Origin of the sequence: Limnochorda sp. LNt, assembly GCF_035593265.1 — a bacterium.
Lineage (GTDB): Bacteria > Bacillota > Limnochordia > Limnochordales > Geochordaceae > Geochorda > Geochorda subterranea.
In genome coordinates, this window is sequence record NZ_CP141614.1 from 408,295 (window position 1) to 424,929 (window position 16,635).

Sequence of the window (16,635 nt, forward strand, 5' to 3'; positions counted from 1 at the left end):
ATCGGGCCTTTGGTAGGGGGTTTGAAAGGTCAGGCATGCGGCCAGCGGGTTCGAGCTCGACCCAATCGCGGCCTTCGACGGGAGGGCGGAGCGCGTCGTGCTGCCTTTCCAACCCCCGGTTTCCCTTCTCTTTTCCTTGTCTTCCAGCTTCTTACTCATGCGGGGCCCACCACCCCCACGGGTGGCCCGGCGGCCATCACCTCCTTGATGTTGTGGTTGATGGCGGCCAGCAGGAGCTGGAAGCGCACCTTGATGCGACCCCAGTAGCGCGCCTTGCGGGCCCCGTGGGTCTTGAGCTGCCGCACGATGCGCTCGATGCGGGCCCGCAGCCGGTAGCGCTCCCGAAAGGCCGGGGTGCGCTGGTACGCCCGAGCCTGCCGCAGCTCGACCTCGTAGGGGTGGATCGTGACCTGACGGGCCGCCGCCGGCGTGCAGCGGGCCTTGAGGGGACAGGCCCCGCAGGCCTCGGCCGCAAAGCTCACCACGAACCCCTTGTGGTGCTGCAGTCGGCCCGGGTCGAAGCGGACGCTCTGCCCTGCGGGGCAGGTGAGCGTGCCGGCGTCGGCGTCCAGGGCGAAGGCCTCCTTCGAGAAGTACCCTCCCGGTTCGTCGCCGGGGCGCCTTGGCCACGATGAGGGTCCCCTTCTCGGCCTGGCGCCGGGCGCGCTCGACGTCGAAGTACGCCTGATCGCCCAGCACCTCCGCGGGGCGGTGGCCGTGCCGCTCCTGGTCGTCCAGCATCGCCTCCAGCCTCGCGTCGTCCGGTGCGTTGGCGGGCGTCACCGCGACGGCGGTGACCAGCCGGTGGCCCTCGCCGCCCGTCATCAGATGGGCTTTGTAGCCGTCTGCCCGGTTCGAGGCCGTCTTGTGGCCATGGCGCATCTCGGGGTCGACCACCGAGATGACCCGGTCCTTGGCCACCCCCTGCTTGAGGCGGACCGTCCCGTCCGGGTCCCGCTCGATGTCCTGGGTGGCCACCCGCTCCAGCAGGTCCACCATGGCCTTCAAGTCCTCGGGCACCTTCGCAAGCGCCCGCGCCGCCGCCACCAGGGCCGACGCGTCGTCGACCAGCGCCTGGAGCAGCTGTCGGCGGGCCTCGGCGTCGTCCCAGTCGATCCGGGGCTTGCCCGGCTGGTGGTAATCGGTGCGCTTCAGTACCGCCGAAAGCGGACCGTCCAGCTCGTGCATCCGGGCCACCGCCAGGACCCGCACGATACCCTTGCGGATGAGGGTGTCGGTGTCCTGCACGGCGGCCCCGCCGTGGATGAGAAAGGAATCGACGATCTGGGAGCGCTCCGGCGAAAACAGCCCCGCCTGCTTGGCCGAGGCCAGGGTCCTCTCCAGCATGGCCGCCGCGATGCCATGCTGCAAGAAGCGCCGGCGGTGGTCGCACAGCGTCACCGCATCGATGCCCTCAAAGTCCCGCCCGCCAAAATCGCCAGCTTCACCCGGTCATCGAAGCGGGATTCCTGCTCCATCTCCCGGTCCGAGTAGCCCTTCTCCATCTGGATCAACAGCGCCAGAAACGTGCGGACCGGGCTCACCGAAGGCCTTCCGGTGCGGGCGTCAAACAGCGGAGCAAACATCGATTCGTCCAGGTTCTGCACCGCCCAGTCGTGGAGCCGCCACCAGTAGGAGTCCTTGGGGATGCGCTGTCGCCAGGTGACGTCGTCGAAGGTGGTCTGCCGGTTGCGCCGGCCCAGCACGCCGCTCCACTCCCTGCCCGGAGGTGGTTTCCAGCCGCATCGTACCACGAAAACGGGCGTGAACGCAAGAGCGGTGCAGCAATACAAAGCTACAGAAAGCTCATAGAGGTGTATCAATGGTTACTGTCCAAGAAAGCCCTCCGGCGTTCATCATCGACTTTCTATTCTTCAAACCCCATCAGCTCATACCCCGTGGGGTACGGTTTCCGAGCGGTCACCTAGGCAGGATGTCTGACCTGGCCTCGCTTCCCACACAGCGAGCTCAACCGAGCCGGGGGCGGGCCAGGGGCCGATTGCAGCAGCGGGAGGCCGTAGAGTTTCACCTCTACGTCCTCCCGTGGCTGATCGGCTTCCTCGGCCTGACGCTGGGGCCGCTGCTGTACTCGCTCGTGCTGGCCTTCACCGACGCCGAGCTGTTCCAACAGTGGCGATTCATCGGTCTGGCCAATTTCCGCGAGATGTTCCTGGAGGATCCGCTCTTCTGGAAGGCCCTGGCCAACACGGCGTACTACGCGTTCGTCAGTGTCCCTCTCAGCCTCGCCATCGCGTTCGGGTTGGCCGCCTTGCTCAACATGAAACTCCGAGGCATGCCGCTCTTCCGAACCATCTTCTACCTTCCATCTGTCACGTCCGGTGTGGCGGTGGTGTTGCTGTGGGGGTGGATCTTCAATCCGAGCTTCGGGCTGCTCAACTACGTGCTGTCGTGGGTAGACATCCAGGGACCTCAGTGGCTGGGTGACCCCAACTGGGCCATGCCCGCCATCATCATGATGAATCTCTGGAACGTAGGCGCCCCCATGATCATCTTCCTTGCGGCACTCCAGGATGTCCCACAGGAGCTCTACGAGAGCGCCGACATCGATGGAGCGGGTTGGTGGGCCAAAGTCACCCGGATCACGTTGCCGATGGTCTCGCCGGTGGTCTTCTTCAATCTCGTCCTCGGGCTCATCGGGGCCTTTCAGGTCTTCATGCAAGCGTACGTCCTCACGGGAGGCGGCCCCCTCGATGCGACCTACGTCTACCTGCTGCACCTGTACAACAACGCGTTCCGATACGGCCGGATGGGGTACGCATCGGCGTTGGCATGGGTGCTGTTCGTGGTCATCCTGGCGCTCACGTCGGTCATCTGGGCCACCTCTCGCCGCTGGGTCTTCTACGCGGGGGAGGGGAGAAGGTGAGGACGGTGGCTGAGGTCGGCGATGGCCGCCGGGGCCTGGCACCGGAGCGGCGGATCCGTACCCGCAAAGGGGCGGCGAGAAGGCGGCGGGTCCTCAAGGCCGCAGCCGGCTACCTCTCCCTGACGGTGCTGGGTGTCGCCTTCGCCCTGCCGTTTCTGTGGATGGTGTCGACGGCCTTCAAGGAACCCTGGCAGACCTTTCAGATCCCTCCCGTATGGATCCCGTCTCCGGTGACGCTCGACAACTTCATCGTGGGATGGACTGCCGTACCGTTCAATCGGTACATCCTCAATACGGTCATCATCACGGCAGGTGCGACCCTGGGGACGGTGCTGTCGGCCACCTTGGTGGCCTATGGGTTCTCCCGGTTCAGGGCGCCGGGGCGCGAATTGCTCTTCGGCGTGGTCGTCAGCACGATGATGCTCCCTCCGCAAGTCACCATCGTGCCGACGTACATGCTGTTCAACTGGCTCGGCTGGGTGGACACCTTCAAACCACTCATCGTGCCGTCGTACCTGGGAGGTGGTGCCTTCAACATCTTCTTGCTGCGCCAGTTCTTTCGCACGATACCGATGGAGCTGGACGAGGCTGCCCGGATAGACGGTTGCGGATCGTGGGGCATCCTGTGGCGAATCATCGTGCCGTTGTCCAAGCCTGCACTGACCACGGTGGGGGTGTTCTCGATCGTCTATCATTGGAACGACTTCTTCAATCCCCTGATCTACCTCAACTCCGAATCCAGGTACACCCTCTCCATTGGACTGAAGTACTTCCAGAACGCCTACGGGGCCACGGAGATCAACCTGCTGATGGCGGTCTCCCTCATCGCGTTGGTCCCCATCCTGATCATCTTCTTCGTGGCCCAGAAGTACTTCGTCCAGGGCATCACCATGACAGGACTGAAGGGCTAGAGGTGGAGGGCGCTCGATGGCGGCAAGGATTGTGGTAGACGTCCACGAGGTCGTCGGGCCGTTCCCGCACTTCTGGGAGTTCGGGTTCGGGTCGGAGCGGCCGTTCATGGTGTTGCGAGAGGCCGTCCTCGACCACTACCGGTTGGGGCGAGAGGAGCTCGGCTTCCGCTACGTGCGGGCGCACGGCATCTTCCATGACGAGATGGGGGTGTACCGGCTGATCGACGGCAAGCCCGTCTACGGATGGCGGGCCGTCGACGCCGTGTACGATCGCCTCCTCTCGATCGGGCTGCGCCCCTTCGTCGAGCTGAGCTTCATGCCATCGGCGCTTGCGTCTGGGTCGCAGACGTGCTTCTACTACCAGGGCAACGTGACACCCCCCCGGGACTGGCCCCAGTGGGGCGCGCTCGTCGAGGCCTTCGTGCGGCACCTGGTCGAGCGGTACGGGCTGGAAGAGGTGCGCCAGTGGTACTTCGAGGTCTGGAACGAACCCAATCTGCGGTACTTCTGGGCAGGGACTCAGGACGACTACTGGCGCCTGTACGACTGGGCCGCTGATGCGGTCAAGAGAGTCGATGAGAGGATGCGGGTAGGCGGGCCAGCTACGGCAGCAGGGGCGTGGGTCGACGCGTTCATCCGGCACTGTCTGGAGGGGCACAACGCCTGTACTGGACGGGTGGGCGCTCCCCTGGATTTCGTCAGTTACCACGGGTACCCCACCGATGCGGGACAGGTACTCGACGGTGAGCATGTGCCGTTCACGAGAGAGACCTACTGGCGCGAGATGGCGCGGCGCAATGCCCGTTTCGTCAGGGAGCTCGCTGCGAAGGACCGCTTGGGTCACGACGTCGAGATTCACGTGACGGAATGGAACTCGACGGCGCACCTGCACGATCCCGAGCTGGACGACTCCAACCAGGCGGCCTTCATCTGCCGGACCATCAAGGACGTGGCCGGCCACTTGGACTCGTTCAGCTTCTGGACGCTGTCCGACATCTTCGAAGAGGGCGGGTGGCCCGAAGCGGAGTTCCACGGCGGCTTCGGCCTCGTGACCATCCATGGGGTGTGCAAGCCCTCGTTCAACGCCTTTCGGATGCTGCACATGCTGGGTGATCGGCAGCTACAAACGGCCGTCGAGGGCGCGTCGCCAGGTGTCGATGCGCTCGTGACGACCTCGTCGGACACTGGAGCGATCCAGGTGCTCGTGTGGAACTACGTGGTTCCCGGGGCCCAGGCGAGGGGGGAGTCGGCTGAGAAGATCGCCATCCAGCTGGAACGGCCCGGCGGGAGGCGATTCACGTTACGTCAGTACCTGGTCGATCGCCATCACAGCAATGCCTATACGGCATGGAAGGAGATGGGGGCCCCGCCCCGGCCCGATGGTCGGCAACTGGCCGAGCTGAAGCGTCGGGGAGAGCTGGAACTCGTGAGGCTGCGGCGCGGAGTCGCGGCCTCCGGTCAAGAGCCGCTGAGCTTGCACATCGAGCTGAGCCCCGCCAGCGCCACGCTGATACTCCTCGAGCCCGATAGGGCTTGAGCTGAGCGTCCTCGGGGCGAGCCAGGCCCTGCATGCCGGGCGATGTCAGTCTGAAGACGAGGGCGCGTCGTCGGTGGCAGGGCCTGAGTCTTGTTCCATTGGGGGCGTACGCCTACACCCGGGCAGCTTCCGAAGGAAGGGGGAGAGGGTGCTCGGGTCTTGCTTGTCACCGAGAGCAGACCAACGTACGAGGATGGTAATCTCTGCCTGGTAAACGCTGGGACGCGTTCCGGATGTCACCTGCCAAACCTTGACATGGCCTCCGCACTCTATGGACGATCCCGGTGAGACGGAGAGGATGCAATGCCACGGGTCTGTACCGTCATCTATCCCGTCAGGGACTTGACCGCCGCGAAGAAGGTGTTCGGCCAGCTCCTAGGCGTCGCGCCGTACGCGGACCAGCCCTACTACGTCGGCTTTCGGCTCGGCGACCAGGAAGTAGGTCTGGATCCCAACGGCCACGGGAAGGGCATGACCGGTCCGGTCCCCTACTGGGACGTGACCGACATCAAGGCGACGCTCGCGCGGCTCGTCGACGCAGGGGCCGAAGTGCACCAGAACATCACCGATGTCGGAGGCGGTAAGCTGATCGCGTTGGTGAAGGACCCGGACGGTAACCTCATCGGCCTGATCCAGAACCCGTGATCCACCCTTCCCGCGCCAGGGGCATGCGGCCTTGCGTTCGGCATTCCGCCTTTGCTGGCCATAGGCGGCACGGCCCCTTCTGGTGATTGCTTCCGAGGCCCTGCTGCTCCTTCTCGTGCTCAAGTGGCTCTTCGACGAGGCGGTCATCGTCCAGGACTTCCGACGCTGCGCTGGGGCTGGCGAGCCTGCCCACCGCACCACAGTGCATTGACAGATATCGATATATCAGCCTATACTGTCCCCGACCGACGGAGCCACGGATGCGGGGGGGGGGGAGCCGAGTGGCGCTTCAGCGCACCGACGAGGCAAGAGCTGATAGCCATCTGCACCGAGGTCCGGGCCGGGGACAGTCCACCCGTCCCTGCTGCGCGCCCGTCATACCGGCTCGGACGCCCCCGGCAGAACTCGCACGATGGGCGCGCATCTTCCGAGCCCTTGCCGACCCGACCAGGCTCGGCATCCTCGCGCTGCTGCAAGCTCAGCAGGAGCCCCTGTGCGTGTGTGACATCGTGGCGCAGTTTCCCCGGGGGCAGCCGACGATCTCCCACCACCTCAAGGTCTTGCGAGACGCGGGGCTCGTGACGGCCGAGCGCCGTGGCCCTTGGGTCTACTACGCGCCAGCGGCACCGGGGCTGGTGGAGGCCTGGCGTGCCATCGGACGGCTGATGCCGTAGGACGGGGGTGAGGGGGGCCGCCCATCGGCGCCCGTGTGAGCGGGGACTGGCTCGCCCGGCATATCGATGAAGGTCGATGCATCTGTGAGCGAAGGAGTGAGAGGCATGCGGGAGCAGGACGCGATCGTCGAGGCGGTGCGGGAGCACTACGCGGAGGTGGCCCGGCGAGCGGCTCGGGCCAGCGAGGGGCGGACGTCGTCAGGCTGCGGGTGCTCTTCCGACGGCGGATGCTGCACGGGAGCCTCGGGCTACTACGCACCCGACGAGAGGACGCTGGTGCCCGCGGAGGCGCTGGCCGCGTCGGCGGGTTGCGGCAACCCCGTCGCCCTGGCCGACCTGCACCCCGGCGAGGCGGTGCTGGACCTCGGCTCGGGTGGGGGCATCGATGTCCTCCTGTCAGCCCGTCGCGTCGGGCCTGGCGGCTACGCCTGGGGCGTGGACATGACCCGGGAGATGCTGGAGCTGGCCGAGGAGAACCGCCGGCGCAGCGGCCTGGACAACGTCGGCTTCCTCGAGGGACGGATCGAGGCGGTCCCGCTGCCCGACGCCAGCGTGGACGTGGTCATCTCCAACTGCGTCATCAACCTGTCGGTCGACAAGGCGGCGGTGCTTCGGGAGGCGTTCCGGGTGCTGAGGCCCGGGGGACGCCTGGCGGTCTACGACATCGTGGCGCAGGAGCCCCTCAGCGCCGAGGCGCGGCGTGACCTGCGGGCGTGGTCCCAGTGCGTGTCGGGCGCGCTGGACCGGGAGACCTACGTGCACCTCCTCCGGGAGGCGGGGTTCGTCGATGTCGAGGTGCAACCCGTGCTCGCCCTGCAAGCCGGCGGGTGCTGCGGGGGCGACGAGGGGCCGCTACCCGTCGGCAGCGCCTTCGTCCGGGCTCGCAAGCCCGGCTCCCCCGACCTCGGCGACGGCCGGCTCACGGTGGAGGCGGCGTCCCGGGATGACCTCCCTGCCATCCTGCATCTGCTCGAGAGGTTGGGACTTCCGACGGAAGGCGTCGCCGAAAACCTCGAGGGCTTTGTCGTCGCCCGCCGCCGGATGCCGGCGCCGGGAGGCCCGGCCGAGGGGAGCTTGCAGACCGTCGCCACCGTCGTGGGCTGCGCAGGCGTTGAGCTCTACGGCCTGCAGGCGCTGCTGCGCTCCGTCGCGGTCAGCCCTCCGTTCCGGGGTGCCGGCATCGGCCAGCGTCTGGTCGCCGCGGCACTGGAGCGGGCACGCCGCCTTGGCGCCAGCGAGGCTTACCTGCTGACGACGACGGCCTCGGAGTACTTCGCCCGGCTGGGCTTCGAACAGGTGGAGCGGCAGGCCGTGGTTGGCCCCGTCACCTCCTCCTCCGAGTTCGCCCGCGTCTGCCCCGACACGGCCGTCGTGATGCGTCGGGAGCTGCACTGAGGGAAGGCCGGTGGGGAGGATGGGGGCACTCGCCGCCACGGCCGGGAACGGCTGCATCATGCGAGTCCCCCCGGTCGCTATGTGAGCCTACCCCGACGAGGCGAGGCTGAGCACGGCGCGGGAGAGAGTTCCCGGACCGCCCATGGGCCGGGACGACCCCGTGGGCAGCTCCGTCCTCGTGCAGGCGGCCTGGCCCACCCCCGCGTGGGCGGGGACGGCTCGCGGGTGTTACGGCCGGCGCTAAAGTAGCTCTCCCGCAAATGCGGTGATGGAGTTGATCCGATTCTGTGGACAACCGGTGGGTAGGCAGCCGTAGCGGGCACTTCGTGGTGTAGGCGCCACTGCTTTCGAACGCCTCCGGGCTCAGAATGGCGCCGGCAGCGGTTGTAGAAGGCCTCGATGTGCTCGAAGATGGCAGTCTGTGTACTGGGCACCGTGGTCGGCGTGATGCACCAGCCCACCGGCAGGCCGGCCGTTCCAGAAGGCCATGTTCAAGGCGTCGGTGGGCAGCTCGGTCGTCGGCCGCTCCCCCATGGCCCAGCCCACCACCCGGCGGGAGAAGGCATCGATGACCGTCGCCAGGTGGAGCCAGTCTTCCCCGGTCGGGTGCTGGGTCAGATCGGCTACCCACCACCGGTCCGGAGCGTCGGCGGCAAAGACCCGCTGCACCCGGTTGGGGACGATGGGCCGGCGGGGCCCCGGCAGGTGATGCTCCGGGTCTTGCGCCGATGGCCCCCTGCAGGCCCAGCTGGTGCATCAGCCGGGCCACTTGTTTGCTGGAGCAGCGGATGCCGTCGCTCCTCCGAAGCTCTCGGCCCAGACCCGTGGCGCTCCGTAGGTGCCCCGGCTGGCCGCGTGGTTAGCCGGAAGTTCAGCAACCCCGATATCCCTCAAATCACGGCAATGACGCCAACGGAGTGGGATTCAAGCGTTCAGGCTTCTGGCTACGCCAGGGGAACCCCCAGCAACTGGAAGAGCCGCTGGTGCAGCGGCTCAGGCTCGCCGAGCATCTGGATTTCCTGACCGGCCACCTCGACCGTGTGGCGCTGCAGCGTCTCCAGCTGCATCATCAGCCCCTCGAAGGACCGCCGGGGGTCCTCCGCCAGCAGGGGCTCAAGCGCCCGCTCCATGTGCCAGCGCACATACAACGCCAGCATGCACAAAAAGGCGTGGGCCCGCACCCGGTCCTCCAGCCGGTGGTAGACCGGACGCAGGTCCAGGGCGCTTTTCATCGTGCGGAAGTTTTGCTCCAGGGCCCGCAACGATTTGTACGTGGCCTGCACCTTGGCCGGCTCCATCCGGTCGGCCGGCACGTTGGTGCGCAGCACGTAAAACCCGTCCAGCTCCGCCTCCCGGGCGATGGAGGCCTCCTTGCGCCGGAAGGCGAAGTGGCCGTCGCGGATCTCCAGGCTGGAAGTGCTTGCCACCTTCCAGCGGCCCAGGACCTTGCCCACGGCCACCCCGATTTCGTCGGCCGTCAGGGGCTTGCGGCGGCGACGGCGCACCCGGGCTTCGATTTTGGCCAGCTCCCGCTCCGTGGCCGAAAGCAGCGCCTCGCGCTTTTGCCGGCGCTCCTCGGTCACCAGCGGATTGTAGCAGACCACCAGCCGCTCCCCGGGCCGCTCGGGGTCGGCGATCTCCGCCAGGTCCCGCCGGTCGAACAGGCCCGGCTGAAAGAACCCTTCATCCCGCAGCTTCTGGATCTCCGGCGCCCGTAGGGCCGTGATCCACCCGAAGCCCACCGCCTCCAAATCGCTCAATCGGGCCTTGACGATCATGCCCCGGTCGCCGACGAACACGACGTACTCAATGCCGAACCGAGCCCGGACCCGGGCAATCTGGGCTGCAGCGTCTCGGGATCCCCCACGTCGCCGGGAACACCTCCACGGCCACGGGACACCCCTCGTCGTTGGTGAGCAGCCCCACGCAGAACTGCTTCTCGCCCGCTTCTTGTCCCGGTTGTACCCGAAGCGGGCCAACGGGCAGGTCTTGCCCTCCAGATAGACGCTCGTCAGGTCGTACAAGACGAGGGCGTTGGCCGTCAGGTGCCGGCGCGCCAGCTTCGCCTCGATAGCGGCCTGACGGGCCAGCAGCTCGTCCATGGCCCGGTAGACGTCGTTGACGTCCTCGCCATCGTGCGGCAACCGCAGAAGCTGCGGCAACGTGGTGGTCGTCCACCACAAAGTCCCGCCCAGCTTGGAGGAGGGCCGCAGGATGCGCATGACGACGACGGCCAGGGCCAAGCGCACCCAGTCGGCCGAGCGGGAGTAGAGCACCTGGTCCAGGCCCAGCTGGCGGATCATGCCCACGACGGCGGCGACGGCCCCGTGCTGGCGGGACTGGCGAATCTTTACCGTCTGCGGCACCGGCGCCACCGGCTCGCCCCGCAGGGCTCGCCGGACCAGCTCCAGGACGGCTTCCGGCAGGTGGGAGAGGTTGGCCAGGGTCCGGTGCTTCACCTTGCCGCCTTCCCGGTAGGTCTGGCGCAGCAGGTGGTAGGTGTAGACCTTGTCGCCCTGCCGGCGGCGGATGGTCTCGATGTGCATGGCACTGGATACGCACCTCATGGCTCAATGGTAGCACATGACAACTGTCAAGGCAATACCTTAGGGCCATACTCTTGGCTACATTGGCACGCGTTCAACCGGTTTGAATGCCCACCGCTATGCGGGTCCTGCCCGCTACCAGCCCCTGAACTTCCGGTTAGCCCGGATGCGCTCCATGAGCTGCAGGTCCTCCTGCGCCCGAGGCGACGGGGACCGGGTGCGCCGTGCGAAGTGCCCGCTGGTGGAGACGCCCAGCAACGGCCGGTACGGGGAGATTCATTCGCCTGCGCCTGGCGGGGGGCGACGCGCCAGCATCATGCCGTCATGCTCGACCAGGTCGACAGGAGGGCTACCCAGCACCTTGACGGCTTGCTCGCCAGGTACGCTTGGCTCCCGCCACAACATGGCGATGCTTGCGTCGACTTCCACGGCAAACCACTCTTCCAGCACGCCCCAGATGCGCTCTCGGACGGCGGGCGACAAGCGAAAGCCACAATAGACCCCAGGCGCAAGCTCCAGCATCGAGGAAGCCAGGAACCCCCTGATGCGATCTGATACGTTACGCGTCACGATGATCGTCGTCGACATCGAGTAGCTCCTTGATCTTCCCGATCATGGCGGGGATGACTCGCTTGGTCCGAAACCACTTGGCTGCCTCGTATCGAACTTCTCTCTCCAAGGGGAGCTCGGGATCGCGCAGAACGCGCGCCGCCACGGAGAAGGCCAGCGGCAACGTCACCTCTGCCCGCCACAGGTCAGCGATGTCCAGGGTGAAGGCGTTGCTCGACTCTTCATGGATGAAGCCCAAGGGCGGGAGTGCTCCGACTGCTGCAACGGCGATGTCGGCCGCCGCCTCGACGAAGGTGGCCGCATGGTTGACGGCTTGGTTGGGGATATCTGCGGCCTCCGGATTGTCACGGTCATACCGGCGGCCCTTCCACTCGATGCCGTACTTCCTGGCGATGATGCGGTACGTCTCCCGGACCCGAGCCCCTTCCATCCCTCGTAGGATGCTGATGTCCCGATGGGGCAGGACCTCACCGAAGCGAACCGCGTACATGCGGCGTGCGACCCGGAGGCGGGACTCCTCGTCTGCCCAGAGCCGGGCATGGGCCCTAGCCACATCCGATCGGCCCTGCCCCATGGGCGGTGCGGTATAGAGCTTCACCCCACCCTCCCCGACCGCCGCGAGGAGGGTCCCGTGACGAGCTAGGATACGCAACACGTCGTGGGTGACGCTTGTCCCGGGGCCCATCAGAATCATGGAGACGCCCTGATACGGAATGGCGTAGACACCTGGGGGCAGATCATCGCTACCGGCCGCCCGAAAGCAGAGCGTCCCATCCTCTACGTACAGATTCCCTCGGGATAACCACAGAAGCCCGTGGCGGTCCGCATGGGGGATGCTCGACCCTGCCAGGCCGAGGCGTCCTGGAAACAGGAAAGACGAACTCATGACGGAGGCCTCAGGAGGACCATGCCATAGCCGAAGGCCCTGTGCCGACCGATCCCTTTGCACAACAGGCTCGCAAACGCTTCAGGGTCTCCCACCATCAGCTCACCTCGCAGGAGGGCCTGGGGCCTGGTTATATGCCTCTGCCCCCGGCCGTGGCGTGACCCCTGCACGCGGCGGGTCTGCCTGACCAGCCGGAAACCCTCCAAGCGGATGCTGGTCACCGTGCAGGCACCCTGTCGCTCCAGGCGCTCGCGGACCCAATCGGAGTACACCCTGTCACGAGTCAGAGCTCCTGGGGGCGCCGAGTCTGCGCGGATGAGGAACAAGTCCTTCTCAATGCCCCCCTCAGCCTTGCGCCCCACGGGACAACATAGCACCTCGAAGCCCAACCGGCGCCCATGCCGCCACGAAGGCATCGCCTTCCCGGCGATCATCGTCTCCGGATCCGGACAAACGGCTGCAGAAGCAGGCTCGGCCAACTCTCGCAGACGTCGTCGCAACTGCTCGGCATCAGCGCGACCATATCCCAGGATCCGTGGCGGCCTGCCGCGCCCTACAAATAGGCGCCACGGCTTGGGTGCCAGCGGGCCGAAGGTGGCGGCCAACCAGGCATGGATGCCGTAACCGAGATCCTCGTCGCCATCCCGAATGTCCAGTCCCTGTCCCTGCAAGAACCGCAGGAGAAGGGGCAGGTCGATGCGCAACTCCAGCATGTAAAGCGTGGTCACGGTGCCTTCCCCTCGATGATGCCCTCGACCCGCCAACGGCTACCCGCCGGGATTTGATTGGACCAATCGCGCAGGTCGAAGACCCGCCGGAGTTCGCCGCGGCCGGCCGTCCCGAGGCTGGCTGGCCAACACGCCAGTAGACGGTCGGCGGCTTTGACCGGGAGCCCGGCTCGGTCCCAGACCGGTATCCCGCGCAGGATTGACAGAAGGTCGTCGCCGTCAGCGACCGGCGTCACCGGATCCAGTAGGGGCCGCGCCGGGAGACAGGCCTTGCGTCCAAGGAACAGGGGCCTGGCGGGGTGTCGTAGGGCCTCTACGACCCTTTCGAGCGTCGGCTCAGCGTCACCGTGGAGCGTCAACACCACCGTCAAGAGGCCGTCAACCCAGTAGTGACGATAGCGCTCGTGTGTGCCGAGCCTGGCCGATGGCCCGCCCGCCCTGTGCTCGGCCACGCCGCGACGCGTCCATCCCGGTCGGGACATCTTCGGTTGGCCGAGGTCGACCGTGTGGTAATCGACCATCCGTTGTGGCAGCACATCCCAACGGGCCGCGTACTCCAAGCGACGTTGGAGCGCATCCAACTGCTCGAAGTCTCCATGGCTCCATCCTAGGTGACCGCTCGGAAACCGTACCCCACGGGGTATGAGCTGATGGGGTTTGAAGAATAGAAAGTCGATGATGAACGCCGGAGGGCTTTCTTGGACAGTAACCATTGATACACCTCTATGAGCTTTCTGTAGCTTTGTATTGCTGCACCGCTCTTGCGTTCACGCCCGTTTTCGTGGTACGATGCGGCTGGAAACCACCTCCGGGCAGGGAGTGGAGCGGCGTGCTGGGCCGGCGCAACCGGCAGACCACCTTCGACGACGTCACCTGGCGACAGCGCATCCCCAAGGACTCCTACTGGTGGCGGCTCCACGACTGGGCGGTGCAGAACCTGGACGAATCGATGTTTGCTCCGCTGTTTGACGCCCGCACCGGAAGGCCTTCGGTGAGCCCGGTCCACACGTTTCTGGCGCTGTTGATCCAGATGGAGAAGGGCTACTCGGACCGGGAGATGGAGCAGGAATCCCGCTTCGATGACCGGGTGAAGCTGGCGATTTTGGCGGGGCGGGACTTTGAGGGCATCGATGCGGTGACGCTGTGCGACCACCGCCGGCGCTTCTTGCAGCATGGCATCGCGGCGGCCATGCTGGAGAGGACCCTGGCCTCGGCCAAGCAGGCGGGGCTGTTTTCGCCGGAGCGCTCCCAGATCGTCGATTCCTTTCTCATCCACGGCGGGGCCGCCGTGCAGGACACCTACACCCTCATCCGCAAGGGTATCGTGCGGGTCCTGGCGGTGGCCCGGATGCACGAGCTGGACGGTCCGCTTTCGGCGGTACTGAAGCGCACCGATTACCACCAGCCGGGCAAGCCCCGGATCGACTGGGACGACGCCGAGGCCCGCCGACAGCTGCTCCAGGCGCTGGTCGACGACGCGTTGGCCCTGGTGGCGGCGGCGCGGGCGCTTGCGAAGGTGCCCGAGGACTTGAAGGCCATGGTGGACCTGCTGGAGCGGGTGGCCACCCAGGACATCGAGCGGGACCCGGACGGGACGGTCCGCCTCAAGCAGGGGGTGGCCAAGGACCGGGTCATCTCGGTGGTCGACCCCGAGATGCGCCATGGCCACAAGACGGCCTCGAACCGGGCAGACGGCTACAAAGCCCATCTGATGACGGGCGGCGAGGGCCACCGGCTGGTCACCGCCGTCGCGGTGACGCCCGCCAACGCACCGGACGACGCGAGGCTGGAGGCGATGCTGGACGACCAGGAGCGGCACGGCCACCGCCCCGCGGAGGTGCTGGGCGATCAGGCGTACTTCGACGTCGAGCGCGCCCGGCGCCAGGCCGAGAAGGGGACCCTCATCGTGGCCAAGGCGCCCCGGCGACGAACCGGGAGGGTACTCTCGAAGGAGGCCTTCGCCCTGGACGCCGACGCCGGCACGCTCACCTGCCCCGCAGGCAGACGGTCCGCTTCGACCCGGGCCGACTGCAGCACCACAAGGGGTTCGTGGTGAGCTTTGCGGCCGAGGCCTGCGGGGCCTGTCCCCTCAAGGCCCGCTGCACGCCGGCGGCGGCCCGTCAGGTCACGATCCACCCCTACGAGGTCGAGCTGCGGCAGGCTCGGGCGTACCAGCGCACCCCGGCCTTTCGGGAGCGCTACCGGCTGCGGGCCCGCATCGAGCGCATCGTGCGGCAGCTCAAGACCCACGGGGCCCGCAAGGCGCGCTACTGGGGTCGCATCAAGGTGCGCTTCCAGCTCCTGCTGGCCGCCATCAACCACAACATCAAGGAGGTGATGGCCGCCGGGCCACCCGTGGGGGTGGTGGGCCCCGCATGAGTAAGAAGCTGGAAGACAAGGAAAAGAGAAGGGAAACCGGGGGTTGGAAAGGCAGCACGACGCGCTCCGCCCTCCCGTCGAAGGCCGCGATTGGGTCGAGCTCGAACCCGCTGGCCGCATGCCTGACCTTTCAAACCCCCTACCAAAGGCCCGATTCAACAGGAAACCGAGCAGTCACCTAGGGCATTGGCGACGAGACCCGTGAGCATGGACGTCCCGGGGAAGAGATCGATGAAACCATGTTGGTCGACGAGCACCGAGCCAAAACTGACCAGTGGCGCGTCGAACCGCATGACCAGCGCCCTCATGGCGCATCACCCAGAGCGTGGTCGAGGCTTTGCCTGATCGCTTCACGCAGGGGGACCACAGGTTCGCGGTCCCGCGGCCAGGGATGCGCGCAGGAGACGAAACGCCGCTCCTCGGAGTCACCGTACATGGACTCGAGGGCGTTGAGGTACTTGGCCATCGCTTCCACGGACTGGGCCATTGGATGGCCGTCGTGGTGTCCCAGGCTCACGGGCTTCAGGAAGGCATTGGCGAGGCTTCGAGGCTGCGTGGTCCCCACCTCGAGCACCACGCACTCCGCGCGGGCGTATGGAGCCGTTGCGCCCAGCTTGGCCCCAGGCGTCACCTGGGCTATGGCCTGAATGAGCAAGTCGAGGAGAGCTCGGGCGTCCCCGCGGTCCTGAGCCTGCCATTCGTGACGCCTGCAGCCGGTCAGGTTGGATACCAAGAGGGGGATGTCCACGACCACGTACCCGTAGAAGATGCCTGCACCTATCTCCATGTCGCCCGCATGAGCAGCCCCCGTCTCCTCGTCGGCCGCCAGGTCATCGACCGCCGTGAAGAAGTCCACCTCGGTCTCCAGGGCGTGCGTCGTGAAGGCGTGGCCTACGTGCACGGGCGCGTCAACGCGAGCCAGCACGTCCGATGTGACGAAGCGCCCGAACAAAGCGCCCTCGAAGCCGGCCACGGGGTTACGGATGCCAGCCTGGTCGAGAAGGGCCTTGAAGTTGTTCTTCTCCGCTTTGATTCTCGCATCGAGATAGGCCTTGGCCTTCTCCACGCTACCCTCACGGGCCGCCTCCTGGATGAGGGTGACGAAGTAGTCCGCCTCCGGCTGTCCAAACAGGACAGGCTGCTTCATCTCCAAGCGATCCCGGTCCACGGCTTCCTTCTCGCCTGCTGCCTTGAGGACCCCCTGGGCCAGGTGGAACGTCAAGGCATGGGCGACGTCCTCCTGCATCCCTTGCTCGATCAGACGACCTTTGACGATCCTGGCGAAGAAGTGCCGGGACCGGATACCCGCAGGTAGTCGGGTGTGCTCCATCATCCATTGGCGCCAATGGCGCTTCTGACACTGGCTCGAGACGCGGAGCCGGGGGTAACCTCCAAAGATGATCCGCTTGGCCAACCCCGCATCGTCTCGATTGAGCAGGCTCGCATGGTAACTGGTGAGAAAGTGAATCTGCAGAAACAC

The 16,635-nt window shown here is 66.5% G+C and carries 19 protein-coding genes and 1 pseudogene; 9 read left to right on the top strand and 11 right to left on the bottom strand.

The genetic code is table 11. The features are described 5' to 3' along the window. Nucleotides 1-155 precede the first annotated feature (155 nt). The 3 genes and pseudogenes from VLY81_RS01955 to VLY81_RS01965 all read right to left on the bottom strand — a co-directional run bounded on the left by VLY81_RS01955 (nucleotide 156) and on the right by VLY81_RS01965 (nucleotide 1,706). Nucleotides 156-689, bottom strand: a complete 534-nt coding sequence (locus tag VLY81_RS01955; protein ID WP_405001310.1) for a transposase — start codon at nucleotides 687-689, stop codon at nucleotides 156-158. After that, nucleotides 613-1,347 (bottom strand): annotated as a pseudogene (locus tag VLY81_RS14455) (transposase); the annotation flags it as partial. The pseudogene VLY81_RS14455 and the gene VLY81_RS01955, both read right to left, overlap by 77 nt. Nucleotides 1,348-1,397: 50 nt before the next feature. After that, entirely contained in the window at nucleotides 1,398-1,706 is a 309-nt protein-coding gene (locus VLY81_RS01965; protein WP_324669351.1) for a transposase, read from the bottom strand. A gap of 293 nt (nucleotides 1,707-1,999) precedes the next feature. On the opposite strand from VLY81_RS01965, the gene VLY81_RS01970 reads away from it, so the two are divergent. The 7 genes from VLY81_RS01970 to arsN2 all read left to right on the top strand — a co-directional run bounded on the left by VLY81_RS01970 (nucleotide 2,000) and on the right by arsN2 (nucleotide 8,046). Further along, nucleotides 2,000-2,884 carry a carbohydrate ABC transporter permease gene (locus VLY81_RS01970; protein ID WP_324669352.1) on the top strand — a complete coding sequence of 295 codons (885 nt, stop codon included), beginning with the start codon at nucleotides 2,000-2,002 and terminating at the stop codon, nucleotides 2,882-2,884. Then, nucleotides 2,881-3,795, top strand: a complete 915-nt coding sequence (locus VLY81_RS01975; protein ID WP_324669353.1) for a carbohydrate ABC transporter permease — start codon at nucleotides 2,881-2,883, stop codon at nucleotides 3,793-3,795. The genes VLY81_RS01970 and VLY81_RS01975 overlap by 4 nt, the downstream gene beginning before the upstream one ends. A gap of 16 nt (nucleotides 3,796-3,811) precedes the next feature. Further along, complete coding sequence (locus VLY81_RS01980; RefSeq protein ID WP_324669354.1) at nucleotides 3,812-5,332, top strand: GH39 family glycosyl hydrolase; 1,521 nt, start codon at nucleotides 3,812-3,814, stop codon at nucleotides 5,330-5,332. A 303-nt stretch (nucleotides 5,333-5,635) separates the two neighbouring features. Further along, nucleotides 5,636-5,977, top strand: a complete 342-nt coding sequence (locus tag VLY81_RS01985; RefSeq protein ID WP_324669355.1) for a VOC family protein — start codon at nucleotides 5,636-5,638, stop codon at nucleotides 5,975-5,977. Between the two features lie 82 nt (nucleotides 5,978-6,059). Continuing rightward, nucleotides 6,060-6,188 carry a hypothetical protein gene (locus VLY81_RS01990; RefSeq protein ID WP_324669356.1) on the top strand — a complete coding sequence of 43 codons (129 nt, stop codon included), beginning with the start codon at nucleotides 6,060-6,062 and terminating at the stop codon, nucleotides 6,186-6,188. A gap of 49 nt (nucleotides 6,189-6,237) precedes the next feature. Next, on the top strand, nucleotides 6,238-6,651 hold the full coding sequence (locus VLY81_RS01995; RefSeq protein ID WP_324669357.1) for an ArsR/SmtB family transcription factor: 414 nt from the start codon (nucleotides 6,238-6,240) through the stop codon (nucleotides 6,649-6,651). 105 nt (nucleotides 6,652-6,756) lie between these two features. Continuing rightward, nucleotides 6,757-8,046 carry an arsenic resistance N-acetyltransferase ArsN2 gene (gene arsN2 / locus VLY81_RS02000; RefSeq protein WP_324669358.1) on the top strand — a complete coding sequence of 430 codons (1,290 nt, stop codon included), beginning with the start codon at nucleotides 6,757-6,759 and terminating at the stop codon, nucleotides 8,044-8,046. A gap of 363 nt (nucleotides 8,047-8,409) precedes the next feature. On the opposite strand, the gene VLY81_RS02005 is transcribed toward arsN2, so the two are convergent. From VLY81_RS02005 to cas5e, 6 genes are all read right to left on the bottom strand, one after another. Continuing rightward, a complete protein-coding gene (locus tag VLY81_RS02005) occupies nucleotides 8,410-8,715 on the bottom strand; it encodes a DDE-type integrase/transposase/recombinase (protein ID WP_324669359.1) in 306 nt (101 codons plus the stop codon). A 275-nt stretch (nucleotides 8,716-8,990) separates the two neighbouring features. Further along, the gene (locus tag VLY81_RS02010) at nucleotides 8,991-10,592 is read right to left on the bottom strand and encodes an IS1634 family transposase (protein WP_324669360.1); all 1,602 of its coding nucleotides are present in this window, start codon (nucleotides 10,590-10,592) and stop codon (nucleotides 8,991-8,993) included. A gap of 276 nt (nucleotides 10,593-10,868) precedes the next feature. Further along, entirely contained in the window at nucleotides 10,869-11,180 is a 312-nt protein-coding gene (gene cas2e, locus VLY81_RS02015; protein WP_324669361.1) for a type I-E CRISPR-associated endoribonuclease Cas2e, read from the bottom strand. Beyond that, complete coding sequence (gene cas1e / locus VLY81_RS02020; protein WP_324669362.1) at nucleotides 11,152-12,048, bottom strand: type I-E CRISPR-associated endonuclease Cas1e; 897 nt, start codon at nucleotides 12,046-12,048, stop codon at nucleotides 11,152-11,154. The genes cas2e and cas1e overlap by 29 nt, the downstream gene beginning before the upstream one ends. Then, nucleotides 12,045-12,776 carry a type I-E CRISPR-associated protein Cas6/Cse3/CasE gene (locus tag VLY81_RS02025; protein WP_324669363.1) on the bottom strand — a complete coding sequence of 244 codons (732 nt, stop codon included), beginning with the start codon at nucleotides 12,774-12,776 and terminating at the stop codon, nucleotides 12,045-12,047. Before VLY81_RS02025 ends, cas1e begins: the two co-directional genes overlap by 4 nt. Further along, nucleotides 12,773-13,489 (bottom strand): type I-E CRISPR-associated protein Cas5/CasD, encoded by a 717-nt coding sequence (gene cas5e / locus VLY81_RS02030; protein ID WP_324669364.1) that lies wholly within the window; start codon nucleotides 13,487-13,489, stop codon nucleotides 12,773-12,775. Before cas5e ends, VLY81_RS02025 begins: the two co-directional genes overlap by 4 nt. A 116-nt stretch (nucleotides 13,490-13,605) precedes the next feature. Between cas5e and VLY81_RS02035 the strand changes: the two genes are divergently transcribed. Both VLY81_RS02035 and VLY81_RS02040 read left to right on the top strand, forming a co-directional pair. After that, nucleotides 13,606-14,832, top strand: a complete 1,227-nt coding sequence (locus VLY81_RS02035; protein WP_324669365.1) for a transposase — start codon at nucleotides 13,606-13,608, stop codon at nucleotides 14,830-14,832. Beyond that, complete coding sequence (locus tag VLY81_RS02040; RefSeq protein ID WP_324669366.1) at nucleotides 14,826-15,155, top strand: transposase; 330 nt, start codon at nucleotides 14,826-14,828, stop codon at nucleotides 15,153-15,155. The genes VLY81_RS02035 and VLY81_RS02040 overlap by 7 nt, the downstream gene beginning before the upstream one ends. Nucleotides 15,156-15,310: 155 nt before the next feature. Here VLY81_RS02040 and VLY81_RS02045 read toward each other — a convergent pair whose 3' ends face one another. Together VLY81_RS02045 and cas7e are read right to left on the bottom strand one after the other, a co-directional pair. Continuing rightward, entirely contained in the window at nucleotides 15,311-15,463 is a 153-nt protein-coding gene (locus VLY81_RS02045; RefSeq protein WP_324669367.1) for a type I-E CRISPR-associated protein Cas5/CasD, read from the bottom strand. Beyond that, nucleotides 15,460-16,635 (bottom strand): type I-E CRISPR-associated protein Cas7/Cse4/CasC, encoded by a 1,176-nt coding sequence (gene cas7e, locus VLY81_RS02050; RefSeq protein ID WP_324669368.1) that lies wholly within the window; start codon nucleotides 16,633-16,635, stop codon nucleotides 15,460-15,462. The genes VLY81_RS02045 and cas7e overlap by 4 nt, the downstream gene beginning before the upstream one ends.